This window comes from Segeticoccus rhizosphaerae, from assembly GCF_009192725.1.
GTDB lineage: Bacteria > Actinomycetota > Actinomycetes > Actinomycetales > Dermatophilaceae > Segeticoccus > Segeticoccus rhizosphaerae.
The window spans coordinates 1-23,661 of sequence record NZ_VOHR01000006.1; the positions used below are offsets into that span (position 1 = coordinate 1).

At 70.5% G+C, this 23,661-nt stretch carries 25 protein-coding genes; 17 read left to right on the forward strand and 8 right to left on the reverse strand.

Features of this window, described 5'->3' with window-relative positions; genetic code table 11:
* Both FRW57_RS01160 and FRW57_RS01165 read left to right on the forward strand, forming a co-directional pair.
* The coding region (locus FRW57_RS01160; RefSeq protein ID WP_152185067.1) for an aldehyde dehydrogenase family protein at positions 1-462 on the forward strand (462 nt) is incomplete at its 5' end.
* 81 nt (positions 463-543) lie between these two features.
* Complete coding sequence (locus FRW57_RS01165) at positions 544-1,311, forward strand: SDR family NAD(P)-dependent oxidoreductase (protein ID WP_137120262.1); 768 nt, start codon at positions 544-546, stop codon at positions 1,309-1,311.
* On the opposite strand, the gene betA is transcribed toward FRW57_RS01165, so the two are convergent.
* Together betA and FRW57_RS01175 are read right to left on the reverse strand one after the other, a co-directional pair.
* The gene (gene betA / locus FRW57_RS01170; RefSeq protein ID WP_137120085.1) at positions 1,293-3,059 is read right to left on the reverse strand and encodes a choline dehydrogenase; all 1,767 of its coding nucleotides are present in this window, start codon (positions 3,057-3,059) and stop codon (positions 1,293-1,295) included. The genes FRW57_RS01165 and betA overlap by 19 nt on opposite strands.
* The gene (locus FRW57_RS01175; RefSeq protein WP_137120086.1) at positions 3,056-4,567 is read right to left on the reverse strand and encodes an aldehyde dehydrogenase family protein; all 1,512 of its coding nucleotides are present in this window, start codon (positions 4,565-4,567) and stop codon (positions 3,056-3,058) included. Before FRW57_RS01175 ends, betA begins: the two co-directional genes overlap by 4 nt.
* Before the next feature lie 167 nt (positions 4,568-4,734).
* Between FRW57_RS01175 and FRW57_RS01180 the strand changes: the two genes are divergently transcribed.
* From FRW57_RS01180 to FRW57_RS01195, 4 genes are read left to right on the forward strand one after another with little or no spacing between them, the layout of a single operon-like run.
* Positions 4,735-5,871: an ABC transporter substrate-binding protein gene (locus FRW57_RS01180; RefSeq protein ID WP_137120087.1), complete on the forward strand. Its 1,137-nt coding sequence runs from the start codon at positions 4,735-4,737 to the stop codon at positions 5,869-5,871.
* On the forward strand, positions 5,868-6,722 hold the full coding sequence (locus tag FRW57_RS01185; RefSeq protein WP_238384482.1) for an ABC transporter permease: 855 nt from the start codon (positions 5,868-5,870) through the stop codon (positions 6,720-6,722). Before FRW57_RS01180 ends, FRW57_RS01185 begins: the two co-directional genes overlap by 4 nt.
* On the forward strand, positions 6,719-7,567 hold the full coding sequence (locus tag FRW57_RS01190; protein ID WP_238384483.1) for an ABC transporter permease: 849 nt from the start codon (positions 6,719-6,721) through the stop codon (positions 7,565-7,567). Before FRW57_RS01185 ends, FRW57_RS01190 begins: the two co-directional genes overlap by 4 nt.
* Positions 7,564-8,625, forward strand: a complete 1,062-nt coding sequence (locus FRW57_RS01195) for an ABC transporter ATP-binding protein (RefSeq protein WP_137120088.1) — start codon at positions 7,564-7,566, stop codon at positions 8,623-8,625. Before FRW57_RS01190 ends, FRW57_RS01195 begins: the two co-directional genes overlap by 4 nt.
* Positions 8,626-8,635: 10 nt before the next feature.
* Here FRW57_RS01195 and FRW57_RS22885 read toward each other — a convergent pair whose 3' ends face one another.
* On the reverse strand, positions 8,636-8,911 hold the full coding sequence (locus tag FRW57_RS22885) for a YciI family protein (protein ID WP_162308117.1): 276 nt from the start codon (positions 8,909-8,911) through the stop codon (positions 8,636-8,638).
* A 90-nt stretch (positions 8,912-9,001) separates the two neighbouring features.
* Here FRW57_RS22885 and FRW57_RS22890 point away from each other — a divergent pair, with 90 nt between their 5' ends.
* The 4 genes from FRW57_RS22890 to FRW57_RS01215 all read left to right on the forward strand — a co-directional run bounded on the left by FRW57_RS22890 (position 9,002) and on the right by FRW57_RS01215 (position 12,091).
* Positions 9,002-9,193, forward strand: coding sequence for a hypothetical protein (locus FRW57_RS22890; RefSeq protein WP_162308118.1), 192 nt, complete (start codon positions 9,002-9,004; stop codon positions 9,191-9,193).
* A gap of 70 nt (positions 9,194-9,263) precedes the next feature.
* On the forward strand, positions 9,264-9,656 hold the full coding sequence (locus tag FRW57_RS01205) for a DUF2237 family protein (protein ID WP_137120090.1): 393 nt from the start codon (positions 9,264-9,266) through the stop codon (positions 9,654-9,656).
* Positions 9,653-10,078, forward strand: coding sequence for an HIT family protein (locus tag FRW57_RS01210; RefSeq protein ID WP_137120091.1), 426 nt, complete (start codon positions 9,653-9,655; stop codon positions 10,076-10,078). Before FRW57_RS01205 ends, FRW57_RS01210 begins: the two co-directional genes overlap by 4 nt.
* 60 nt (positions 10,079-10,138) lie before the next feature.
* Positions 10,139-12,091 carry an aconitate hydratase gene (locus tag FRW57_RS01215; protein ID WP_137120092.1) on the forward strand — a complete coding sequence of 651 codons (1,953 nt, stop codon included), beginning with the start codon at positions 10,139-10,141 and terminating at the stop codon, positions 12,089-12,091.
* Between the two features lie 48 nt (positions 12,092-12,139).
* On the opposite strand, the gene FRW57_RS01220 is transcribed toward FRW57_RS01215, so the two are convergent.
* Genes FRW57_RS01220 through FRW57_RS01230 form a run of 3 tightly spaced genes read right to left on the reverse strand, consistent with a single transcriptional unit; the run spans position 12,140 to position 14,928 of the window.
* The gene (locus tag FRW57_RS01220; protein WP_137120093.1) at positions 12,140-13,342 is read right to left on the reverse strand and encodes an FAD-dependent monooxygenase; all 1,203 of its coding nucleotides are present in this window, start codon (positions 13,340-13,342) and stop codon (positions 12,140-12,142) included.
* Positions 13,343-13,378: 36 nt separating this feature from the next.
* Positions 13,379-14,089, reverse strand: coding sequence for a maleylpyruvate isomerase family mycothiol-dependent enzyme (locus tag FRW57_RS01225; RefSeq protein ID WP_137120094.1), 711 nt, complete (start codon positions 14,087-14,089; stop codon positions 13,379-13,381).
* A complete protein-coding gene (locus FRW57_RS01230; protein ID WP_152185068.1) occupies positions 14,086-14,928 on the reverse strand; it encodes a fumarylacetoacetate hydrolase family protein in 843 nt (280 codons plus the stop codon). Before FRW57_RS01230 ends, FRW57_RS01225 begins: the two co-directional genes overlap by 4 nt.
* Positions 14,929-15,112: 184 nt before the next feature.
* On the opposite strand from FRW57_RS01230, the gene FRW57_RS01235 reads away from it, so the two are divergent.
* From FRW57_RS01235 to FRW57_RS01245, 3 genes are read left to right on the forward strand one after another with little or no spacing between them, the layout of a single operon-like run.
* The gene (locus tag FRW57_RS01235; protein ID WP_137120096.1) at positions 15,113-15,880 is read left to right on the forward strand and encodes an IclR family transcriptional regulator; all 768 of its coding nucleotides are present in this window, start codon (positions 15,113-15,115) and stop codon (positions 15,878-15,880) included.
* Positions 15,881-15,913: 33 nt separating this feature from the next.
* Complete coding sequence (locus FRW57_RS01240; RefSeq protein WP_238384484.1) at positions 15,914-17,158, forward strand: DUF445 domain-containing protein; 1,245 nt, start codon at positions 15,914-15,916, stop codon at positions 17,156-17,158.
* A gap of 25 nt (positions 17,159-17,183) precedes the next feature.
* Complete coding sequence (locus tag FRW57_RS01245; protein ID WP_137120097.1) at positions 17,184-17,546, forward strand: helix-turn-helix domain-containing protein; 363 nt, start codon at positions 17,184-17,186, stop codon at positions 17,544-17,546.
* Positions 17,547-17,588: 42 nt separating this feature from the next.
* Here FRW57_RS01245 and FRW57_RS01250 read toward each other — a convergent pair whose 3' ends face one another.
* Both FRW57_RS01250 and FRW57_RS01255 read right to left on the reverse strand, forming a co-directional pair.
* Entirely contained in the window at positions 17,589-18,731 is a 1,143-nt protein-coding gene (locus tag FRW57_RS01250) for a cupin domain-containing protein (protein WP_137120098.1), read from the reverse strand.
* A 119-nt stretch (positions 18,732-18,850) separates the two neighbouring features.
* Positions 18,851-19,312 carry a MarR family winged helix-turn-helix transcriptional regulator gene (locus tag FRW57_RS01255; protein WP_202911371.1) on the reverse strand — a complete coding sequence of 154 codons (462 nt, stop codon included), beginning with the start codon at positions 19,310-19,312 and terminating at the stop codon, positions 18,851-18,853.
* Between the two features lie 90 nt (positions 19,313-19,402).
* Here FRW57_RS01255 and FRW57_RS01260 point away from each other — a divergent pair, with 90 nt between their 5' ends.
* The 4 genes from FRW57_RS01260 (at position 19,403) to FRW57_RS01275 (ending at position 23,579) form a co-directional block, all read left to right on the forward strand.
* Entirely contained in the window at positions 19,403-20,320 is a 918-nt protein-coding gene (locus tag FRW57_RS01260) for an SDR family NAD(P)-dependent oxidoreductase (protein ID WP_152185069.1), read from the forward strand.
* Between the two features lie 4 nt (positions 20,321-20,324).
* Positions 20,325-21,194 (forward strand): amidohydrolase family protein, encoded by an 870-nt coding sequence (locus tag FRW57_RS01265; RefSeq protein WP_152185070.1) that lies wholly within the window; start codon positions 20,325-20,327, stop codon positions 21,192-21,194.
* A gap of 40 nt (positions 21,195-21,234) precedes the next feature.
* Complete coding sequence (locus tag FRW57_RS01270; RefSeq protein WP_137120101.1) at positions 21,235-21,690, forward strand: MaoC family dehydratase; 456 nt, start codon at positions 21,235-21,237, stop codon at positions 21,688-21,690.
* 62 nt (positions 21,691-21,752) lie between these two features.
* Complete coding sequence (locus FRW57_RS01275) at positions 21,753-23,579, forward strand: acyl-CoA dehydrogenase family protein (RefSeq protein ID WP_152185071.1); 1,827 nt, start codon at positions 21,753-21,755, stop codon at positions 23,577-23,579.
* The last annotated feature ends 82 nt before the right edge of the window (positions 23,580-23,661 follow it).

Consider the following 23,661-nt stretch of genomic DNA (forward strand, 5'->3'; position numbering starts at 1 on the left):
GACCGGGTCGTGGCGTGGGTGGAGGCCGCGGTGGCGGCCGGTGCCCGGTTGGTGGCCGGCGGCACGGCCAGCGGCGGGGTGGTCGAGCCCACCGTGTTGCTGGACGTGCCCGATGGCGTGTCGGCGTGGGACGAGGAGATCTTCGGGCCGGTGGTCGCGGTGCGGTCGGTGCCGGACCTGGACGCGGCGTTCGAGGTGGTCAACCACTCCCGCTACGGGTTGCACGCGAGTGTGTTCACCGCGTCGCTGGAGACGGCGTTCGAGGCGGTGGACCGGATCGAGGCGGGCGGGGTGATCGTCAACGAGGTGCCCGGGTTCCGTTCGGACGTGATGCCCTATGGCGGGGTGAAGGACTCCGGCGCGGGCCGGGAGGGACCGCGGTTCGCGATCGAGGAGCTGACGGTGACCCGGATGGCGGTCATCCGGCCATCCACCAGCACGACGAGCACGAGGAGGGGCTGAGGCGTGGACCAGCAGACGACGAATGAACAGGCGGGGCACCCGGCGACCGACGGCACGACGGTCGAGCAGGCTCCCGGCCGGGTGGACTACAGCAGGCTGTTCCGGCTCGACGGGCGGCGCGCGGTGGTGGTCGGCGCGGGGAGCGGCATCGGTCGGGAGAGCGCGTTGGCGCTTTCCGCGCACGGGGCGCAGGTGGTGTGCGCCGACCGGGACCTGACGGCCGCGAAGGAGACCGTCGCCGCCGGTGGCGGGGACACGGCATATGAGCTGGATGTCCTGGACTCCGAGGCGGTCTCGCGCGCGGCGGACGAGCTCGGCCCGGTCGACGTGCTCGTGTTCACCGCCGCGACCAACGTGCGCAAGCGGCTGCTGGACTACACGGCCGAGGAGTTCGACCGGGTGGTCTCGCTCAACCTGCGCGCGTCGTTCGATCTGGTGCGGGCCTTCGGTGCGGGCATGGCGCAGCGGGGCCGGGGCAGCATCATCGGGTTCAGCTCCATCCGCGCGGTCGCGGTCGAACCGGGTCAGGGCGTCTACGCCGCGACCAAGGCCGGTCTGGTGCAGCTGCTGCGCACCGCGGCCGCCGAGCTCGGCCCGGACGGCGTCCGCCTCAACGCGATCGCCCCGGGCATCGTGGACACGCCACTGACCGCCCAGATCCGGGCCGTGCCGGAGTGGTCCGAGGCCTACGCCAGCAAGAGCGCGCTCGGGCGCTGGTCACACGCCGAGGAACTCGCCGGCGCCGTGGTCTACCTCGCCTCCGACGCCTCGAGCTTCGTCACCGGCAGCCAACTGTTCGTCGACGGCGGCTGGACCGCCATCGACGGCCGCTACACCCCACCCAGCTGACCTCGCGCCGGCGCCGGGTTGGCTCCGGCTGCGCTCGGCGGGTCGGTGCGCGCGTTCCACGCGTGGTTGCGCGGGTCGCCCTCGGGGTAGAGCGGCATGCCCTCGCCGTGACGGTAGAACGGCACCTGCGCGGGCGGCAGCGGCGTCGTCCCGAGGATCAGGTCGGCGGCCTTCTCCGCGACCATCATGACCGGGGCGTAGATGTTGCCGTTGGGCACGTAGGGGAACACCGACGCGTCGACCACCCGCAGGCCCTCGACACCGTGCACGCGCATCGAGCGCGGGTCGACGACGCTGCGTTCATCGGTGCCCATCCGGGCGGTGCACGAGGGGTGCAAGGCGGTCTCGGCGTCCCGGGCGACCCAGTCCAGGATCTCCTGGTCGGTCCGCACCGCGGGGCCGGGTGAGATCTCACCGGCGCTGAAGGCGGAAAAGGCGGGCTGCTCCAGGATGTTGCGCGCTGCCCTGACCATCTCGACCCACTCGCGCCGGTCGTCCTCGGTCGACAGGTAGTTGAACCGCACGGCCGGATGGCTGAACGGGTCGGTGCTCGTGACCTTCACGCTTCCGCGGCAGTCGGAGTACATCGGTCCGATGTGCACCTGGTAGCCGTGCTCGGCGGCCGGCCGCGTCCCGTCATACCGGATGGCGATCGGCAGGAAGTGGAACATCTCGTTGGGGTAGCGGACCCGGTCGTTGCTGCGGATGAACCCTCCGGCCTCGAAGTGGTTGCTCGCACCCACCCCGCGGCGCAGGAGCATCCACTCGGCGCCGACCCGCGCCTTGTGCCGGTGCTTCAGCCACGGAGCGATCGAGACCGGCTGCTTGCTGGCGTGCTGGATGTAGACCTCGAGGTGGTCCTGCAGGCTCTCGCCGACTCCCGGCAGGTCTGCCACCGGCTCGATTCCGAGCGCTCGCAGCTCCTCCGCGTTGCCGATGCCGGCGAGCTGCAGCAGCTGCGGGGAGTTGAACGCGCCGCCGCAGAGGATCACCTCGGCGGCCCGCGCCGTCCGGCGCCACTTGCCGGCCCGGACGTAGTCGACTCCCGTCACCCGGTTGCCCCGGGTGCGTAGCCCCGAGACCTGCGCCAGCGTCTCTATGGAGAGGTTCTTGCGGCCCTGCACGGGGTGCAGGTAGGCGCGGGCCGCGCTGAGGCGACGCCCCCGGTGCACGTTGCGGTCGAACTTGGCGAAACCCTCCTGCCGGTAACCGTTGACGTCGTCGGTGAGGGGGTAGCCAGCCTCCTGGACCGCCTCGAAGAACGCGCCGAACAACGGCGAGTCGGCGGGGCCGCGTTCGAGCACCAGGGGACCGGAGCCGCCCCGCCAGTCGTCGGCACCGGCGAGGCACGTCTCCATGCGCTTGAAGTAGGGGAGACAGTGCGCGTAGTCCCACTGCTCCATGCCCGCGTCGCGTGACCAGCGCTCGAAGTCGAGCGGGTTGCCGCGCTGGAAGATCATCCCGTTGATGCTGCTCGAGCCGCCGAGGACCTTGCCCCGGGCGTGGTAGATCCGCCGACCGCCCATGAAGGGCTCCGGCTCCGACTCGTACCTCCAGTCGTAGAACCGGTTGCCGATCGGGTAGGACAACGCGGCCGGCATGTGGATGAACGGGTCGACGCGGAAGTCACTGCGCCCGGCCTCGAGCACCAGCACGGACGTGCTCGGGTCGGCGCTCAACCGGTTCGCCAGCGCGGACCCCGCCGAGCCGCCCCCGACGATCACGACGTCCCAGGCCCGCTCGGTCATGCGTCCCCCTCCTTCGTGGCTCGGTCCTCGAACCATCCGGCCGGGCCGGGTCTGGTGTTGTGCCAGATGTGCTTGGTCTCGCGATACTCCTCGAGCCCGGCCAGCCCGAGCTCTCGCCCCACCCCGGACTGCTTGAACCCGCCCCACTCGGCCTGGGGCACGTAGGGATGGAAGTCGTTGATCCAGATGGTGCCGTGGCGCAGGCGTCGGGCGACCCGTTCGGCCCGGCCCGCGTTCTCGGTCCAGACCGCGCCGGCGAGGCCGTAGATGGTGTCGTTGGCGATCGCCACCGCGGCGTCCTCGGCCGCGTCCGCGGTGCCGCCGGAGAAGGTCTCGACGGTCAGCACCGGGCCGAAGGACTCGTCCTGGACGCACCGCATCCCGGTGTGGCAGTGGTCGAGGACGGTGGGCAGGAAGTAGCTTCCCTGGGCCAGAGCGGGATCGGCAGGTGGTCCGCCGCCGACGAGCAGCTGCGCGCCCTCGGCCACGGCCGCCTCGACGTACGACTGCACCTTGTCGCGGTGCTCGGCGCTGATCAAAGGGCCGGCCTCGGCGTCCTCGTCGAACGGCCCACCCAGCCGGATGTCGTGCGCCCGCCGGACCAGCTCGGCTACGACCTGGTCGTGCACCGACTCCTCGACGACCAGCCGGGACCCGGCCGAGCACACCTGGCCGGAGTCGAGGAAGACCGCGGTCAGGGCGTTGTCGATCGCGGCGGGCAGGTCGGCGTCGGCGAAGACGATGTTGGGGTTCTTGCCACCGAGCTCGAGCGCCACACGCTTGACGGTGGCTGCCGCTGCCGCCATGATGCGTCGTCCCGTCGCGAGGCCACCGGTGAACGACACGAGGTCGACGCCCGGGTGCTCGGTGAGGGCCGCGCCGACCGTGGCACCCGATCCGAGGACGAGCCCCCCCACGCCCTCCGGCAGCCCGAGCTCCGCGAGGGTGCGCACCAGCCAGATGGCCGTGTGCGGGGTGAGCTCGCTGGGCTTGAGCACGAAGGTGTTGCCTGCGGCGAGGGCCGGGGCGACCTTCCACGACGTCTGCAACAACGGGTAGTTCCACGGTGTGATCAGGGCGCACACGCCGACCGGTTCGTGCACCACCCGGCTGGAGACGGCCGCGACCCCGGTGTCCACCACTCGCCCGGCGTCGACCTGCACCAGGCTCGCGAAGTGGCGGAACACCGCGATGACGTCGTCCATGTCGAGCTGGGCCTCGACGAATCGCTTTCCCGTGTCTAGCGCTTCGAGGCGCGCGACCTCGTCCTTCTCCTGTGCCAGGCGGTCTGCCAGGCGGTGCAGCAGGGCAGCCCGGTCAGGGCCGGGGGTGTCCACCCACGGCCCGGAGTCGAAGGCGGCGCGTGCGGCGGCGACCGCGGCACCTGCATCCTCCGCCGCGGCCTCGTCGACCGTGCCGACGGTGCTGCCGTCTGCAGGGCACACGATGGTGCGTGTGCCCTGGTCGGAGGCGTCACGCCATACCCCGTTGATGAACAGGTCGGACATCAGCACTCCCGTCGATCGTCTGCAGGTGCTGTCGCGTCACCAGTGCCGAGCTGGCGCGACAAGGTCACAATGACATGCCGAATCGGTGTGGAGAGACCTCCAGCCGGCGTCGGCACCCCTAAAGTGTGGCGTGGGCCGTCACGGGACGGCCCACCCGGAGGTCAAAAATGAAGACGTTGTGCACCAGAGCAGTGACGCTGACCGCAACCCTGGCGTTGGCCGCAGTTGCCGCGGCTGCTTGCTCGCCGCCGAGCAAGAACAGCAGCAGCCAGAGCTCCAGCGGCGGCACCGATGCGGCCACGGCCACCTCGGCCAAGGACTTCGGCGGTATGGACGCGCTGGTCAAGGCCGCGAAGGCGGAGGGCACCCTCAACGTCATCGCCCTGCCCCCCGACTGGGCCAACTACGGCAAGATCATCAAGGCCTTCGAGAAGAAGTACGGCATCACGATCAAGTCCGCCCAGCCCGACGGCGCCAGCCAGGACGAGATCAACGCGGCCAAACAGCTCAAGGGCACCGACCGGGCTCCCGACGTCTTCGACCTCGGTCAGTCGGTGGCACTGGTCAACACCGACATGTTCGCGCCCTACACGGTGGCGAACTTCGACACGGTGCCCCAGCAGTTCAAGGACCCGAAGGGCACCTGGGTCAACGACTACGGCGGCATCATCTCGATCGGCTACGACTCCTCCAAGGTGCCCGACGTCACGAGCCTGGCCGACCTGCTCAAGCCGGCCTACAAGGGCAGTGTCGCCCTCAACGGTGACCCCACCCAGGCCGGCGCCGCCTTCAGCGGTGTCGTGATGGCCGCGGTCGCGAACGGCGGCAGCCCCGACGACGTGGCGCCCGGCGTCGACTTCTTCGTCAAGCTCAAGAAGGCGGGCAACTTCCTGCCGCTCGACCCGACGCCCGCGACCATCGAGTCCGGCCAGACCCCGGTCGTCATCGACTGGGACTACACCAACGCCGCCGAGACCGCCAAGCTGCCCAGCTGGAAGGTCATGGTGCCAAAGAACGCCGTCGTCGGCGGCTACTACTACCAGGCCATCAACGCCGACGCGCCGCACCCGGCGGCGGCGCGGCTCTGGGAGGAGTTCCTCTACTCCGACGAGGGGCAGAACCTCTTCCTGGGCGGCGGCGCCCGCCCGGTGCGCGCCGATGACATGGTCAAGAAGGGCACGATCGACAAGGCCGCCTTCAAGAAGCTGCCGCCGGTCCAGGGCAGCCCCGTCGTACCGACCCAGGCCCAGACCGAGAAGGCGGCGAAGTACCTGTCCAAGAACTGGTCGAAGGTCACCAGTTGATCAAAGCCGCGAGGCGAGCCCTGCCGTCGCTGGGGATGGTGCCCTTCCTCGGCTACCTGACGGTGTTCCTGTTCATCCCGACGGTGATCGTCGTGGTCGGCGCGTTCCAGGACGACGGCAGGCCGACACTGGACAACGTCCGCGCCCTCGGGAGCGGCCCGGTCCTGCACGCCCTGCGGCAGAGCCTCGTGGTGTCCGCCAGCACCGCCGTCATCGGGGCCGTCGTCGGGGGCCTCCTGGCGTATGCCGTGGTGACCTGCAAACCGGACGGGGCCGTGCGGCGCGCAGTCACCAGCGCGTGCGGAGTGCTGGCCCAGTTCGGTGGCGTGATGCTCGCGTTCGCGTTCATCGCGACGCTCGGCTTCTCCGGTGCCGTCACCACCTTGGTCAAGGACTCGGTCGGCGTGAACCTCTACGGCAGCGGGTGGCTCTTCGACGTGCCGGGGATCATCCTGGTCTACTCCTACTTCCAGATCCCGCTCATGGTGATCGTGTTCCTGCCCGCGCTGGACGGCATCAAGGTGCAGTGGCGTGAGGCTGCCGAGAACCTCGGGGCCTCGACCTGGCAGTACTGGCGTCAGGTCGCCGGGCCGCTGCTGCTGCCGGCGTTCCTGGGCTCGACCCTGCTGCTGTTCGCCAACGCCTTCGCGTCCTACGCGACGGCGGCGGCCCTGGTCAGCCAGGGCAACCCGATCCTGCCGCTGTTCATCCGCTCGGCCCTGACCAGCGAGATCCTGCTCGGGAGAGCGAATCTCGGCTACGCCCTCGCGCTGGAGATGATCGTGGTCGTGGCGATCGTCATGACCGGCTATGCGCTGCTGGTCCGACGCACCTCGAGGTGGCTGCGGTGACCCTGCCACGCCAGCGCCGTGCCCGCCGGCAGCGCGCCTTCCGGATCGTGACGTTCGTCGTCCTGGGCGCCTTCTTCCTCATCCCCCTCGTCTCGATGGTCGACTTCAGCACGCGTGGGACAGCCGGCAGCGGTCGCACGGGAGAGGCCTGGGGTGCCCTGCTGCACGATCCGGAGCTGACCGCCGCGATCATCACCTCGCTCGAGCTGGCCGCGCTCACCGTCATCGGCATGGTCCTCCTGCTCGTCCCCACCATGGTCTGGGTCCGCTTGCGGGTGCAGTGGGCCGCCCGGATGGTCGAGTTCCTCTGCCTGCTGCCGCTCACCATCCCTGCGCTGGTCATCGTCGTGGGCATCGCGCCCGTCTACGCCTGGGTCACCTACTTCCTCGGCGGCTCCGCGCTCACGCTGACCTTCGCGTATGTCGTGCTGGTCCTGCCCTACGCCTTCCGGTCCCTCGACGCCGGCCTGTCCGCGATCGACCTCACGACGCTGTCGGAGGCGGCTCGAAGCCTTGGTGCCGGGTGGTTCACGGTCATCGCGCGCGTCGTCGTCCCCAACATCGTGTCGGCGCTGCTGTCGGCCGCGTTCATCTCCGTCGCCCTGGTGCTGGGTGAGTTCACCTTCGCCTCCCTGCTGCACTACGACAACCTGCAGGTCGTGATCGCGTTCTTCGGCAAGAGCAACGCGAAGGTCTCGGTGTCGGCGTCACTGGCCGCGCTGATCTTCGGGTTCGTGCTGCTGCTCCTGCTGTCCCTGCTCGGCCGCGGGCGCAAGGGCAGGCGCACCACCGCCATCGAGCCGCTGGCGGTCACCACGCCCGCCGGGAAGGAAGTGAAGGGATGAGCGCGTCCGCCCTCGAGACCCGGGAAGGGGTGGAGGTCCGGCTGGAGGGCCTGCACCGGGAGTTCTCCGGAGTGCGTGCCCTCGACGGGCTGGACCTGACCCTGCGCCCCGGTGAGCTGGTCGCCCTGCTCGGTCCGTCCGGTTGTGGCAAGACGACCGCCCTGCGTCTCGTCGCCGGACTGGACGACCCCGACAGCGGCCGCGTCGTCGTGGGCGACCGGGACGTCACCCATGTGCCTGCCAACCGGCGGGACATGGGCATGGTGTTCCAGGCCTACAGCCTCTTTCCGCACCTCACCGCGCAACAAAACGTCGAGTTCGGCCTGAAGCTGCGCCGCGTCGACCGGTCCAAACGGGCAGGCCGGGCCAGGCAGATGCTCGAGCTGGTGGGCCTCGCCTCGCAGGCCGACCGCTTCGCCAGCCAGCTGTCCGGAGGGCAGCAGCAACGGGTCGCCCTGGCGCGGGCGCTCGCGATCCAGCCGGCGGTGTTGCTGCTGGACGAGCCGTTGTCTGCGCTCGACGCGAAGGTGCGAGCCCAGCTGCGCGACGAGATCCGGCGCGTCCAGCTCGAGGTGGGCACGACCACCCTCTTCGTCACCCACGACCAGGAGGAGGCCCTGTCCATCTCCGACCGGGTCGGGGTGATGAACCAGGGCAGGCTCGAGCAGCTCGCCCCGCCCGAGGAGCTCTACACCGCACCCTCGACGGCATTCGTGGCCGCCTTCGTGGGGCTGATGAACCGGATCCCGTGCCGTGTCGAGGCAGGGCGCGCGTCGGTTCTCGGCGCCACGGTCCGCGTGACCGACCGCTCCGTGACCTCCGGTGAGGGAATCGCGATGGTGCGCCCCGAGCAGCTGGTCGTGGAGGCCTCCGACGCCGGGAGCGCGGAGGTGCTGCAGGTGAGCTTCCTGGGCTCGGTGACCCACGTGCGGGTCCGCACGGCCGACGGCCACGAGCTGCTCTCGCAGGCGAACGGGGCCGAGGCGGCCCGGCTGACCGTCCACACCCCGGTGCGGGTCCGCCTCGTCGCGGACCAGCTGCTCGTCTCGTCCGACTGAGCAACCGGGTTCACTCGGGCGCCGGGATGACCACGTTCCACTCGCGCAGCGTGGCGTCTGCCGAGACGCCCTCTCGCGTGTAGGGGTCGGCCGCGAGCACCTCGCGCGCCGCGGACTCGTCGGCCACGTCGAGCACCACCACGGCGCCCCGGGAATCCGCCGTCGGGCCCGCCAGCACGACGGCGCCAGCCTCGTGCAACGAGCCCATGTAGGCGAGGTGCTCGGGGCGCACCCGCGCGCGGGCCTCGGGGTCTGCGTAGCGGTACTCGAGCAGGTAGTAGGTCATGCCGCCATGCTCCCACCTCAGCCGCATCTCGGTGGGTCGAGGATAGGCTGACAAGAGCGAGAACCCATCAGCGAGAGGCCGCCCGAGCACATGCACACGAGCGACTGGATCTTCCTGGTCGTGGCGGTCGTCGCTCTTGCCGGTGCGATGCTCCTGATCAGGGTGATCAGCAGGACGATGATCGAGGCCCACTTCGAGCGCAAGGCCCGTGAGAGGGAGGCGCAGCAGGCCCGTCGCCAGGCGCTGCGCGACAGGCTCCGGGGCGACCAGGAGGGCCGATGACGCCGTCCACGTCGGCAGATCGCCGCGAGATGCGTGCGCACACCAGGCAGGGGCCGTCATCATGGAAGGCATGACGGAGCGCAACGTCCTCGGTGGCGAGCTGCAGGAATGCGGCACCGACCCGATGACCGGCTTCTACCGCGACGGGTGCTGCAGCTCCGGCCCGCAGGACCTGGGCAGCCACACGGTCTGCGCGGTCGTGACCACCGAGTTCCTGGTGCAGCAGATGCAGGTCGGCAACGACCTGTCGACGCCGCGGGTGGAGCTGGGCTTCCCCGGCCTGCAGCCGGGGGACCGGTGGTGCGTGGTCGCGGTGCGCTGGCTCGAAGCGTTCCAGGACGGGGTGGCTCCACCGGTGGTGCTGGCCTCGACGCACGAACGCGCCCTGGACGTCATACCACTGGAGGCCCTGCAGGCCAACGCGGTCGACGTGCCCGACGACCCGCGTTCGCTGATCTCGTGAGCGTCCGTGGGGACGGCTGTCTCTTCTGCGAGATCGTGGCCGGTGAGGTGGCGGCGCAGGTCGTGCTGGACAGCGAGCACGTCGTCGGCTTCCTCGACAAGCGGCCGGTCTTCAAGGGGCACACCCTGGTGGTGCCGCGCGACCACGTGGTGACGCTGCCGCAGCTGCCGGCGGAGCTGATGGCCCCGCTGATGCACGATGTGCAACGGGTGGCGGCCGCGATGGTCGGGACGCTCGGCGCCCAGGGGTCGTTCGTCGCCGTCAACAACGTGGTGAGCCAGAGCGTCCCGCACCTCCACGTCCACGTGGTGCCGCGCACCAAGGGTGACGGGCTGCGCGGGTTCTTCTGGCCTCGAACGAAGTACGCCGATGACGTGGAAGCCAAGGAGTATGGCGACCGGTTGCGGGCGGTGTTGGACTGAGGCCCGTGGGTATGGTGGCGAGAAGGGTTCCGATCACCGCTGCACCTTGGGAGGCACACCGTGTCGATGAACGTGGCTCAGAAGCTGATCTGCGACCACCTGGTCTCGGGGGAGATGAATCCTGGGGACGAGATCGGACTGCGGATCGACCAGACCCTCACCCAGGACGCCACCGGCACCATGGTGATGCTCGAGCTCGAGGCGATGGACCTGGTCCGCGCCCAGACCGACGTGTCGGTGCAGTACGTCGACCACAACCTGCTGCAGGCCGACGCACGCAACCCCGACGACCACCTGTTCCTCCGCTCGGCGGCGCAGCGCTTCGGCCTGTGGTACTCCAAGCCGGGCAACGGCGTCTCCCACCCGACGCACCAGCAACGGTTCGGCAGGCCGGGCGCCACGATGGCCGGGTCGGACTCACACACCTGCGCAGCCGGCGCCATCGGCATGCTGTCGATCGGGGTCGGTGGGCTCGAGGTCGCCATGGCGATCGCCGGTGAGCCGCTCTACCTGCGGATGCCCGAGATCTGGGGCGTGCGGCTGACCGGTGAGCTGCCGGCGTGGGTCTCGGCCAAGGACGTGATCCTCGAGATGCTGCGCCGGCACGGAGTCAAGGGCGGCGTCGGCCGGATCATCGAATACCACGGGCCGGGACTCGCAGGTCTGTCCGCGATGGACCGCCACGTCATCGCCAACATGGGCGCCGAGCTGGGCGCGACCACCTCCGTCTTCCCCTCGGACGACGCCGTGCGCACCTTCCTGCGTGGCGAGGGCCGCGAGGAGGACTGGACCGAGATCCTCGCCGACGAGGACGCGACCTACGACGTCGAGGACGAGATCGAGCTGTCCACGCTCGTGCCCCTCATCGCCAAGCCGTCCTCGCCGGGCAACGTGGTGCCGGTGAGCGAGGTTGCCGGAGAACCGGTTTCGCAGGTCGTGCTCGGCTCCTCGGCCAACCCGGGGCTGCGCGACTTCGCGATCGTCGCCGAGATCGTCCGCGACCACCAGTCCGAGGCCGAGCTCTCCTTCGACGTCAACCCGAGCTCGCGCCAGATCCTCGAGGACCTCACGAAGGGTGGGTGGCTGTTCGACCTGATCAAGGCTGGTGCGCGGATCCACCAGTCCGGGTGCATGGGCTGCATCGGCATGGGCCAGGCGCCGGCGACCGGCCGCAACAGCCTGCGCACCATGCCGCGCAACTTCCCGGGCCGGTCGGGCACCAGGGAGGACGCGGTGTGGCTGTGCTCACCCGAGACGCTTGCCGCGGCGGCCCTGACCGGCAAGATCACCGATCCGCGTGAGCTGCCCGACCTGCTCGACATCGACTACCCGAAGCTGCAGCTGCCCGACTCCTCGAGCGTCAACACGGCAATGCTCGAGTCGCCGCTGCCGGAGGACGAGGCGCAACGCGTCGAGCTCGTCAAGGGCCCGAACATCTCCGGCCTGCCCGAGCTCGACGAGCTGCCCGACCACATCGAGGCGCCGGTCGGCCTCAAGGTCGGCGACAACGTCTCGACCGACGAGATCCTGCCGGCCGGAGCACGAGTCCTGCCCTACCGCAGCAACATCGAGAAGATCTCGGAGTTCACCTTCGCTCAGGTGGACGAGGAGTATGCCGAGCGCGTCGCCGCGCTCAAGGACGGCACCGGCCACCTCGTGGTCGGGGGCGAGAACTACGGCCAGGGCTCGTCCCGTGAGCACGCGGTCATCGCGCCCCGCTACCTCGGCCTGCGCGTCGTGATCGCCAAGTCGTTCGCCCGCATCCACTGGCAGAACCTCGCCAACTTCGGCATCCTCGCGCTGGAGTTCACCGAGGCCGGCGACTACGACGACGTCGAGCAGGGTGACACCCTGGCGCTGGACGGGGTCCGCGACGCCGTGGCGCAGGGCGACCGGATGCAGGCCAAGAACGAACGCAGCGGCAAGACCTACGAGCTGCGGCACCGGCTGTCGCCTCGGCAGGTCGCGATGGTCCTGGCGGGAGGTCAGATCCCCCTGCTGCGGGACGCCTGACCCCCCGCTGGGCTGAGGGGTCCGGTGTCGGGGTTGGGGGGTGGGCGGTCAGCGCGCGGCGTAGAGCCAGTCGAGGTGCTGGTAGTCGTCCACCTCGCGCGACCGCAGGACCTCGTTGCGGGCCTCGCGCTCGGCGCCGTCACGGTGCCAGAAGCTGCCCCACCAGCGGGCGGTCGTCTGGACCTCGGCAGTGCGCGGCCGGCGCAGCTCGACGTAGGAGCCCAGTGCGGCGTCCCAGTCGGGACCGGAGCCGGGGCCGGAGCGTGCGTGCTCGCCGGAGACCAGCCCGGCCAGCACGCCGGCGTCCTCGATCGCCTGGCAGGCACCCTGTGCGAGGTACTGCAGCATCGGGTGCGCGGCGTCCCCGGTCAGCACCAGGCTGCCTCGGCGCCAGTTCGTGATCGGCTCCCGGTCGTACATCCGCCACCAGCGGTCCCGCCAGAGCCGGGGCAGCGCGGACAGCACTGCCGGGCAGGATCCGGCGAAGGCGGCGTCGAGCTCGTCCGGGGTGCCCCAGTCCTCCTCGCCGCGCAGGGCCTTGGGCGACTCGAAGACCGCCACCTGGTTGAAGATCTCGCCGTGCCGCAACGGGTACTGCACGAGGTGGCGGCGCGGTCCGATGTAGACCACGACGTCGGTCATCGCGATACCCTGCTGCTCGGCGACCTCCTCGACCGGCACGGCGCCGCGGTAGGCGACGTAGGCCGAGCTGACCTGCTCGTCGTTGCTGAGCTGGGAGCGCAGCAACGAGCCGAGACCGTCGGCGCCCAGCGCCACGCGAGCGTGGTCGGTGCGACCCGGGCTGTGCACCTCCACCCCGCCGTCGACGTCGACGACGTCCTTGACCCCGCAGCTGGTGACCAGGTCGACGCCGGCCGCCCGGCAGGCATCGAGCAGGATGCGGTGCAGGTCGCTGCGGTGGATGACCACGTAGGGCGCGCCGTAGCGCTCCTGGGTGCGCTGGAGGTCCAGCCGGGTCAGCTCGCTGCCGTCGAGGGCGTCACGCATGACCAGGTGCTTTGGCAGCACGCCCTCGGCGATCACCTGGTCGAGGACGCCCCAGTCCCGCAGGATGCGAGTGGCGTTGGGTGCCATCTGCAGGCCGGCACCCACCTCGCCGAACTCGTCGGCGCGCTCGAGCACGCGCACCCGTTGCCCGGCCCGGGTCAGTGCCAGGGCGTTGCCGAGTCCTCCGATTCCTCCTCCGACGACGACGACGTCGACGGCGGTGGGGGCGGTGTCATTGGTCATCTTTCGATCCGTTCGCAGAGTGGTTCGTGGTGGTGGTCACAGCCACGGGGGCAGTTGCGGCAGCCCTGTGGCCTTGATCGAGTGAGGTCGCCCCGACAGCCAGGCCGCCAGCTCGGGCAGCGGCGCTGTCACCTCGACCGGCTGACCACTGCCGCTCACGGTCCACTGCAGGGTGGCGCCGTCCGTCCGGAGGATCAGCGCGGGGCCGGTGCCGGCCTTCGAGCGCTTGGCCGTCACGTCGTCCAGCAGGGCGACGAGGAAGTCCTGCGGCAGGTCGGCGAAGGTCAGGCCCGCGCCCAGGTCGACGCCGTGCACCAGGACCTCGCGGGCCCGCATCCAGGGGATCTCGGTCGCCGGCACGGTGCGGCCCTGGGCGGTGACCACCTCGGCCTGCCAGGCCTCTTGGCCGAGCGAATCGAGGTCTGCAGCCAGGCCGTGCGCTGAGGACCGCACCCACTCGCGCAGGCTGGCCGCCGGACGCTGGCTGCCCGACTCGATGTCCTTGTTGCGCTGCTCGCTCGAGGCGTACATCCGTGACTCCACGCCGGTGGCGGCCCAGGATGCAAGGCGTTGCAACGCCTCGGCATTGGAGGCCAGGTGGGCCAACAGGTGTCGCCGGGTCCAGCCTGGCAGCGCTGTCGCGTCGTCGAGCTCGCTGTCGGAGAGCTCGTGGACGGCGGACAGCAGGTTCACGGTGCCCGAGCTGACCCAGGAGGAGGCAAGCCGCCGGTGGTGTTCGCTCGTCACGCCGCGCCCTCTGCCACGGCGGTGTTCTCCAACCGGCCGATCGACTCGATCTCGGTGACCAGGGACGCGCCCGGCGAGAGGTATCGGGCGGGCTTGCGCGCGTGACCGACGCCCCCGGGCGTGCCGGACGCGATGACGTCGCCAGGCTGCAGGGTGAGGATCGTGGAGACGTACTGCACGAGGGTGACCGGGTCGAAGACCAGGTCGGACGTGTTGGCGTGCTGGACCTTCTCGCCGTCCACGAGTCCGCTGATGTCCAGAGCGGGGCGTGTGCCCCCGGGCAGCTCGTCGGGGGTGACCAGCACCGGGCCGAAGGGAGTGCTGCCCTCGAACGTCTTGCCCTGCAGCCACATCTTGGTGCGGTACTGCCAGTCGCGCATCGTCACGTCGTTGAGCACGCTGAACCCGGCAATCGCCTCCCTTGCCTCGTCCTCCGACGCGCGCCGCACCGGGCGGCCGATGACGATCGCGAGTTCGGCCTCCCAGTCGACCTGGTCGGACTCGGGTGCAAGCTGGATGTCGTCGGCGGCCCCGATCAGCGCTTCGGGGTACTTCGCGAACAGCGTGGGGTGCTCGGGGAGCTCGCGACCCATCTCCAGGATGTGGTTGCGGTAGTTCAGGCCGACGCAGACGATCTTGCCCGGGCGAGGGACGACCGGCGCGAAGTCGGCGCCCTCGAGGGGGTGGCTCGTGCCGTCTCCGTCACCGGAAGCCAGCTGCTCCCAGTCGGGCCGGGCGAGCAGGGCGCCGACGTCGGGCACGCCGAGGCCGACGCAGCGGTCGTTGTCGACGCGGACCGCCAGGTTGCCGTCGGTGGTGCGGATCGTGGCGAGCTTCATCAGGATCGTCCTTCCACCTGCAGATTGTGCAGGGGTTTGTGGGTGGTGCGGGCGGGCTGGTTGCGGGGCCGCGGTCCGGTCGCCCGGCGCTGACCGATCCGGCCGGCCAGGTCACCTGGTGTGCGGGGGCTCATGGAGCACCACATTAGGCGCGGTTCTGTCTTGTGGGATATACAATTCTGTTGTGAGGAACAAGCCGCAGTATGCCGTCGCGTCCGTCGACCACGCCCTGCGCCTTGCAGTGCTGCTCCAGCAGGAAGGACCCCTGGGCGTCTCCGAGGTGGCGGCGCGGCTCGGCATCGCACGCTCGACCGCGCACCGGTTGCTCGCCATGCTGGTCTATCGCTCGTTCGCCGTGCAGCTCCCGGACAAGCGCTACGCGGTAGGGCCGGTCATGGGCGACGCGCCGTCGGCGAGCGTCGATGTCGGGCGGCTGCGCAACGTGGCACTGCCGCACCTGCGTGAGCTCGTCGAGCAGGCAAGGGAGACCGCGAACCTCATCGTGTTGGCCGGCGTCCAGGCGCGGTTCGCGGCGACCGTGGAGTGCTCCCAGATCCTTCGGGTGGGCGACCGGGAGGGGCGCTCCCTGCCGGCCCACCTGGTGTCCGGCGGCAAGGTCCTGCTCGCCACGCTGGGCGACGACGAGGTGCGCAGCCGGTTGGGGGAGGCCTCCGGGGACCACACGCAGGCACCGCTTCGCCCCGGTGAGGTCGAGGCCTTGCTCACCGAGCTCGCACACATCCGCCGCCAGTCCTTCGCGATCAACGACCAGCAGACCGAGCAGGGGGTCACCGCCGTGAGCAGGTTGGTGCGTGGTCCGGAGGGCGAGGCGCTCGCCTCTGTCGGGCTGGCCGTTCCCACAGCACGATTCGGGCCGGAGCAGCTGCCTCGGTGGGTCGGCGCACTCACCGTCGCCGCTGGCCGCATCGAACGGGACCTCGCGGCCGACTGACCGGCGTCCTGCCGGGCCGGGCAGGATCGTCGTATGACGCTCACGGCCGAGGCCACGGACACGACCCGTCGCCGCGGGCTCCGACGGATGCGACTGCTGGCGCTGTCGCTGCTCGTCATCGCCGCGGTGGTTTTCCTGCTCACACGCGGGCGCGGTGGAGGCTGGGGGTTCGTCGCCGCCGCCGCCGAGGCCGCGATGGTGGGCGCCATCGCGGACTGGTTCGCGGTGACCGCCCTCTTCCGGCACCCTCTGGGGCTGCCGGTCCCGCACACCGCGATCATCCCGGAGCGCAAGGCCGCGCTGGGAGCGAGTCTCGAGGCCTTCGTCACCGAGAACTTCCTCACCGAGGAGAATGCCAGGAGCCGACTGGGTTCGGCTGACGTGACCCGCCGGATCGGCCGCTGGCTCTCCAGGGAGCCGAATGCCCAGCGGGTGGTGGCCGAGGCAGCGCCCCCGCTGGGCCGGGCGCTGCGGTCGGTGCGCGACGAGGAGGTGCGCTCCTTCCTGGACGAGGCGCTCCTGCCGCGGCTGGGGGAGGAACAGCTCAGCCCGGTCGCCGGGCACCTGCTCGAGTCCGTGGTGGTGGACGGGGCCCACCACGGACTGGTCGACCTGGCTCTGGTCGAGGGTCACCAGTGGCTGCGCGCCAACTACGACACGGTGGCTGCCGTCGTTGCCGCCAGGGCACCGTGGTGGTCTCCGCAGTGGCTGGACGACAAGGTCGTCGAACGCGTCCACCACGAGGCAGTGGCGTGGGTCGCGGACGTGCGCGACGACCCCGCCCATCCGGCCCGGCACGCGCTGGACGCCCTGCTGGCCCAGCTGGGCGACGACCTGCAGCACGACGACGCGACGCGTCGGCGTGCGGAGCGGTTCAAGGAGCGGATGCTGGCCCACCCGGGAGTGGCGGACGGGCTCGTGGCCGTGTGGGACGCCATACGCACCGTCGTGGTGGACGCCCTGGACACGCCGGACAGCATCCTGCGGCGGCGCGCGTCCGGCGCGGTGGTGTCGCTGGGGGAGCGGCTCGTCTCCGACGACCGGCTGCGCACTCGCGTGGACGCGCACCTCGCCGACGCGGTCGGGCACCTCGTCACGACCTACGGCGGCGAGATCGCCACGGTGATCTCGCAGACCGTCGACCGCTGGGACGGCAAGGAGGCCGCCGAGCGGATCGAGCTGCACGTTGGCAAGGACCTGCAGTTCATCCGGATCAACGGCACCGTGGTCGGCGCGCTCGTGGGCCTGGCCATCCAGGCGGTGGACGTGCTGCTGTGACCCTGTGCCTGTCTACACTCACGCCATGAGCGCACCCGACGGGGCGGACGACCCGGTGCTGAAGGCCTTCGGTCAGTTCGTCAAGACGCAGCGGCAACTGGCCCGCGTCTCGCAACGGCACCTGGCCAGGCTGTCGGGCGTCTCCGACTCCTACCTCAGCCAGCTCGAGCGAGGACGCTACCGTCCTTCGGCACAGGTCGTCACGGCGCTCGCGGACGCGTTCGGGCTCGCGCCCAAGGCGCTCTACGCCAAGCTCGGGCTGCTGCCGGAGGACGACGACGCGACTCGGCCGGGGGTCGAGGAGGCGATCATCGACGACCCCCGTCTCGGGCAACCGCAGAAGGAGGCGCTGATCCGCGTCTACCGCTCCTACCTCGGGGACGACTGAGCTGGGCTCCATCGTCGCGGCGCGGTCCCTCGGGCAGACGACTCAGGCGGTCGTCTCGACGCGGTGCAGACCGAGCTTCTCGAAGACCGGGGCGTCGCTGAACCGGAACAGGTCGAGGGCGCCGGAGTCGGAGTCGGACCCTCCTGCCTCGGACTTCACCGACAGGCTGTGCCAGGACGGCACGACGAAGAGGTCACCGCGCGTGACGCTCCACGAGCTGTCTCCCACGGACACGACACCGGACCCGTCGAAGACCTGGTAGACCGACGAGCCGACCTCGCGCGTGGGCGTGGTCTGCGTGCCGCGCGCGACCCGGTGCATCTCGGTGCGGATCGTGGGCAGCACGTCACCGGCGTCGGACGGGTTCGTGTAGCGGACCGCGGCGTGGCCGGGCTCCACCACGCCGGGGAATCCCTCGTGGTCCAGCTCGAGCTGGTCGGTCAGCGCGGCGTCGGTATCGGCCCACCGGTAGGCGAGCAGCGGACTGCCCTGTCGCGGACCGGGCTGTGACACCGGGCGCAGCCCCGGGTGTCCCCAGAGGCGTTGCGAGCGGGACCGCTGCGGCGTGGTCTTCTCCGCGTCGCTGATCGCGTCGCGGCCGAACTCGAAGAACTGGCTCTCGTTCGCGTACTGGAACGGGATGTCCAGTCCGTCGATCCACGCCATCGGCCGGTCGGTCGCGTTGTGGTGCGCGTGCCAGTTCCAGCCCGCCTGGGGCAGGAAGTCGCCGCGGTTCATGGGGACCGGGTCGCGCCCGACGACCGTCCAGACGCCCTCACCCTCGACGACGAACCGGAAGGCGTTCTGGGTGTGCCGGTGCTCGGGGGCGTCCTCCCCGGGCATGAGGTACTGGATGGCGGCCCAGAGGGTCGGCGTGGCGTAGGGCTTGCCGCCGAGGCCGGGGTTCGCCAGCGCGATCGCCCGACGCTCGCCTCCGCGTCCGACCGGCACGAGCTGTCCGGCCCGGTCCGCCAGCTCGAGCAGGTGCCGCCACCGCCACAGGTGCGGGCGTGCCTTGGACTGGGGGTGCAGCGGCATGAGGTCACCGATCTCGGTCCACAACGGCACGAGCAGCTCGCGCTCGAAACCGCGGTAGAGCTCCTCGAGCTCCGGTGTCGGCACCGGCTGGCCCGGGCCTTCCTCGGCGCGCAGCTGTACGGGCGAGGTGACGTTGCTGATGGACATGCCGCAGACCTCCTGGGTGGCGCCGACGCCGCCGACGGCAGCGGGACGTGTGTCCCTCCACGGTAGGTCGGCCCCGAGAAATGGGATCGCAGTCTTCCGCAGAGAGGAAAGGACAGCGCTCAGTGGTACTTCGGGTCCGCCGCCTCGAGCATCTCGCCGAGCAGGGCGGCCAGCTCCTGACGCTGCTCGGCCCCGAGGTGGCGCAAAAGGGTGTCCATCGTCGTGTCCGCCAACGGACGGGCCTGTCGCAACAGCCGGCGTCCCGCGGAGGTGATCGCGATGATCCGCGTGCGGCGATCGCCGGGATCCTGCACCCGCTCCACGAGGTCTCGCCGCTCGAGGTCGTCCACGAGCACGACGACGGCGCTCGGGTCCAGGCCGAGATCGTCCACGACCCTGCGCTGGGGCACTCCGTCCCCCTCGGCGGCGAGCTTGAGGAGGACGTAGTGCCGGGAGCGCAGGCCGGTGTCGCGGAGGGCGTCGTTGGTGGCCCTCAGCGCAGTCGCCGAGGCACGAGCGAGCAGGAATCCGAGGTCGTCGGCCAGTGCCGCCGGCACGACAGAGAGGGCGGGTGAGGACATCGGCGCTCCTAGGTTGTTGACTTCATCAATGATAGTGAATTATAACGAGTGCACCATTGCAAGAGCAGACATCGACGCGAGGAGAATCCGATGGACCTGACCGGCAAGGTGGCGATCGTCACCGGGAGCGGCCGTGGCCTGGGCCTGGCCTACGCCAGGAGGCTGGCCGGATCCGGCGCGGCCGTCGTGGTCAACGACGTCGACGCCGAGGTGGCAGAGGCTGCCGTGGAGGCCATCCGACGGGACGGCGGCAAGGCCTCGGCGGTCACTGCGGCGGTGGGGGACTCCGAGGTCGCGCAGGCCCTGGTGGACCACGCCGTGGAGACGTTCGGCCGGCTGGACGTGCTGGTGTCGAACGCAGGGGTCCTGCGGGACAAGGTGCTCTGGAAGATGACCGACGAGGACTTCGACCTGGTGACCCGCGTGCACCTGCGCGGCACCTTCACCTGTGCCCGCGCTGCCGTCGTGCAGATGAAGGAGCAGGGGGAGGGCGGCCGGATCATCCTCATCGGCTCGCCGGCCGGGCAGTACGGCAACTTCGGTCAGACCAACTACTCGGCGGCCAAGGCCGGGATCGTCGGCTTCGCCCGCACCTGGGCCATGGAGCTCGCCCGTGACCGGATCACCGCCAACGCGGTCGTCCCGGTCGCCGCGACCGCCATGACGGCGACCGTCCCCTTCCTCAAGCCGTATGTCGAGGCGCTGGCAGCCGGCGAGCCGTTGCCACCGTTCGCGCGCCGGGAACTGGCCTTCGGCTCACCGGAGGACGTCGCCGGGCTGGTCGCCTTCCTGGCCTCCGACGACGCGGCGGACGTGACCGGGCAGGCCGTCGGCATCGGCGGCGACCGGTTGTCGCTCTACTCCCACCCCGAACAGATCGTGCAGGAGTACCACGCCGGCGGTTGGGACGCCGACGACATCGCGAAGGTGTGGCCGGGCGCGTTCGCCCCGCACCTGCAGACCGTCGGCGAGCAGCTGCCCGAAGACCCCGCGCAGAAGGAGGGCTGACCACATGAGCCTCGACCTGGAGAACCTCGTCGCGATCGACACGCACGTCCACGTCGAGATCGATGACCACGGGCACACGGCGTTGCCCCAGCCCTTCCTGGACGCCTCGGCCAAGTACTTCAAGGCGGGGGAGCGGACGCCGACGATCGACCAGATCGCCGAGAAGTACCGCGAGCGCCGGATCGCCGCGGTGATCTTCACGGTCGACGCCGAGAAGGCACTGGGACACGGCCGGATCTCCAACGAGGAGGTCGCCGCCGGCGCGGCCCGGCACCCCGACGTGCTGATCCCGTTCGGCAGCATCGACCCGGCCAAGGGCGCCGACGGCGTCGCCGAGCTGGAGCGGCTGGTGGCCGACCACGGTGTCCGCGGACTCAAGTTTCACCCGAGTCTGCAGGAGTTCGCGCCCAACGACGGCACGGCATACCCGCTGTTCGAGGCCCTGGCTGCCCGTGGACTGCCGGCCATCTTCCACACGGGCCAGACCGGCATCGGCGCCGGCATGCCCGGCGGCGGAGGCATCAAACTGCGCTTCTCCGACCCGATGCTGCTCGATGATGTCGCCGCCGACTTCCCGGAGCTGACCATCATCATGGCGCACCCGTCGGTGCCGTGGCAGAGCGAGGCGATCTCGGTCGCGACGCACAAGCCCAACGTGGCCATCGACCTGTCCGGGTGGTCGCCCAAGTATTTTCCCCAGGAGCTGGTCCGTGCCATCAACGGGCCGCTGCGCAGCAAGGTCCTCTTCGGCTCCGACTATCCCGTGATCGACCCCGACCGCTGGCTGGCCGACTTCGACAAGCTCGAGATCAAGCCCGAGGTCAAGCCGAAGGTCCTCAAGGAGAACGCGATCCGCGTCCTGCGCCTGCCCTGACGGCCTCCCCCCTGCTGCACCCACGATGAGAGGTACTGCCATGCCCACGAACACGCAGTTCGCCGACCTGACCGACCTCGTCGGATCGGATCTTGGCGTCACGGAGTGGATGGAGGTCACTCAGGACCGCGTCAACACCTTCGCCGACGCCACCGACGACCCGCAGTGGATCCACGTCGATCCCGAGCGGGCCCGGAGCGGCCCCTTCGGCACCACGATCGCGCACGGCTACCTCACGCTGGCCCTGGTGATCCCGCTGTTCACCGAGCTGCTCGAGGTCGAGGGCGTCGGCACGAAGCTCAACTACGGCCTGAACAAGGTGCGCTTCCCCGCTCCGGTGAAGGTCGGGTCGAGGATCCGCCTGGGCGCAGTCGTGCGCGAGGTCACCGAGGTGGGCGGTGGCGGCCGGCAGCTGACCTTCGACGCCACCGTGGAGATCGAGGGCTCCGAGAAGCCGGCCTGTGTGGCACAGCCGGTCTTCCGCTTCTACGCCTGACGGCGCCGTGCCGGGCTGGAGCTCCCGCTCCAGCTCCCAGGACCAACCGACCAGGAGTGATCGTGACGCACTATCGCACCGACCGGAACCACAGCGAGTTTCTCCTCTTCGACGTGCTGGGGGTTGCGGACGCCTACGGCCGGGCGCCCTTCGAGGACGTGGACGTCGACGCCGCCAGGGACGTCCTCGAGCAGGCCGAGCGCTTCGCGACCGAGCGGCTGGCGCCGAGCTTCGTCGTCGGGGATCGATGCCCACCGGTGCTCGACCCCGTCACCCATGAGGTCGCGATCCCGGGCGAGGTGGCGACTGCTCTGCGCGAGCACCTCGCGTCCGACTGGCTCGGGCTGGACCTTCCCCCGGGCAGGTGTGAGGTGCGGGTGCCCGCCTCCCTACGCTGGGCCGCCACGGAGTTCGCGATGGGTGCCAACCCGGCCGTCGGCATGTGCACCCAGCTGGTCCCGCAGGTGGTCCGCCTCCTCGACACCGCTGGTACGCCAGCCCAGCGCCGGCTCGCCGAGCTGATCCTCGAACGGCAGTGGACGGTCACCATGGTCCTGACCGAACCGGACGCCGGTTCGGACGTGGGCGCGGCCCGGACCCGGGCGTTCCCACAGCCCGACGGCACCTGGCACCTCGAGGGCACCAAGCACTTCATCACGTGGGGCGAGCACGACGCGACCGACAACATCGTCCACCTCGTCCTGGCCCGGCCCGTCGGCGTCGAGGGCGCGGGCGGTCCGGGCAGCAGGGGCCTGTCGCTGTTTGTCGTGCCCGCGCACCACTACGACCCGGACACCGGTGAGGTCGGACGGCGCAATGGCGTCATGGCCACAGGGCTCGAGCACAAGATGGGGGTGCGGGCCACACCGACGGTCGGACTCACCTTCGGCGACGGGGAACCAGCGGTGGGCACGCTCCTCGGTGACGAGCACCGTGGGCTGCGGCAGATGTTCGAGATCATCACCTACGTCCGTCTCCTGGTCGGCCTCAAGTCGGCCGCCGCGCTGTCCACCGGTTACCTGGGCGCGCTCGAGCAGGCGCGCACGCGCGTGCAGGGCCGGCCGCTGATCACCTTCGATTCGGCGGGCCCGGAGCCGGTCCCGATCGTCGAGCATCCGGACGTGCGTCGATCGCTGATGTCCCAACGGGCCTTCGCCGAGGGTGCCCGCGCGCTGGTGCTGTACACCGCAACCCTCTTCGACCGGATGGAGGTGGCCGAGGCGTCGGGTATCCCGGACGATGTCGCCGTCGTGCGCCACCGCCTGCTGCTGCCCGTGGTCAAGACGTGGTGTGCGGAGACCGCCTGGCAGGTGCTCGGGTCGGAGTGCCTGCAAGTGTTCGGGGGCTCCGGGTTCCTCGAGGACCACCCGCTCGAGCAATACGTCCGTGACACGAAGATCGACAGCATCTACGAGGGGACGAGCGGCATCCAGTCCATGGACCTGCTGCAGCGGCGGGTGGCCCCCGACCGGGGCAAGGCGCTGGGCGAGCTGCTCGCCGAGGTCACCGCCCTCGCCGACTCGCTCGCCGACAGCGGGGCCCTCCAGATGGAGGCCGGGTTGCTGCGGGACAGCGCCGACGACGTCACGCGGATGGCCGGGTTGAGCCTGGACCGTGCGCACTCGGATCCGCAGGTGGCCGCACTGGGCGCCCGGGCGCTGCTGCTGGCCGTGGGCGACGTCGTGGTGGGCTGGCTGTTGCTGCGCTCTGCCGTGGTCGCGGACGAAAGGTGCGCCGCCGCAGGAGAGCCCGCCGACGGGGATCTCGCGGGTCGCGCCGCCGCCGCCCGGTGGTATGCCCGTCAGGTGCTCCCGAGGACGTCCGCCGCGCTGCGCTCGCTGCGACTCCTGGACAGTGAGGTGATGGACCTCCCTGCCGGGAGGCGGTGAGACCCCCTGCCTCGGCGCAGGCACGGTGCCGGTCCCGGATCGCCCTCCCACAACCGTTCTCGGTGTGTCATCATCCCGGAAG

Coding starts and splice junctions, on each gene's coding strand:
- betA (WP_137120085.1), bottom strand. CDS start 3,059: ATGACCGAGCGGGCCTGGGACGTCGTGATCGTCGGGGGCGGCTCGGCG.
- FRW57_RS01175 (WP_137120086.1), bottom strand. CDS start 4,567: ATGTCCGACCTGTTCATCAACGGGGTATGGCGTGACGCCTCCGACCAG.
- FRW57_RS01180 (WP_137120087.1), top strand. CDS start 4,735: ATGAAGACGTTGTGCACCAGAGCAGTGACGCTGACCGCAACCCTGGCG.
- FRW57_RS01195 (WP_137120088.1), top strand. CDS start 7,564: ATGAGCGCGTCCGCCCTCGAGACCCGGGAAGGGGTGGAGGTCCGGCTG.
- FRW57_RS22885 (WP_162308117.1), bottom strand. CDS start 8,911: ATGACCTACTACCTGCTCGAGTACCGCTACGCAGACCCCGAGGCCCGC.
- FRW57_RS22890 (WP_162308118.1), top strand. CDS start 9,002: ATGCACACGAGCGACTGGATCTTCCTGGTCGTGGCGGTCGTCGCTCTT.
- FRW57_RS01205 (WP_137120090.1), top strand. CDS start 9,264: ATGACGGAGCGCAACGTCCTCGGTGGCGAGCTGCAGGAATGCGGCACC.
- FRW57_RS01220 (WP_137120093.1), bottom strand. CDS start 13,342: ATGACCAATGACACCGCCCCCACCGCCGTCGACGTCGTCGTCGTCGGA.
- FRW57_RS01230 (WP_152185068.1), bottom strand. CDS start 14,928: ATGAAGCTCGCCACGATCCGCACCACCGACGGCAACCTGGCGGTCCGC.
- FRW57_RS01240 (WP_238384484.1), top strand. CDS start 15,914: ATGACGCTCACGGCCGAGGCCACGGACACGACCCGTCGCCGCGGGCTC.
- FRW57_RS01245 (WP_137120097.1), top strand. CDS start 17,184: ATGAGCGCACCCGACGGGGCGGACGACCCGGTGCTGAAGGCCTTCGGT.
- FRW57_RS01250 (WP_137120098.1), bottom strand. CDS start 18,731: ATGTCCATCAGCAACGTCACCTCGCCCGTACAGCTGCGCGCCGAGGAA.
- FRW57_RS01255 (WP_202911371.1), bottom strand. CDS start 19,312: ATGTCCTCACCCGCCCTCTCTGTCGTGCCGGCGGCACTGGCCGACGAC.
- FRW57_RS01260 (WP_152185069.1), top strand. CDS start 19,403: ATGGACCTGACCGGCAAGGTGGCGATCGTCACCGGGAGCGGCCGTGGC.
- FRW57_RS01265 (WP_152185070.1), top strand. CDS start 20,325: ATGAGCCTCGACCTGGAGAACCTCGTCGCGATCGACACGCACGTCCAC.
- FRW57_RS01270 (WP_137120101.1), top strand. CDS start 21,235: ATGCCCACGAACACGCAGTTCGCCGACCTGACCGACCTCGTCGGATCG.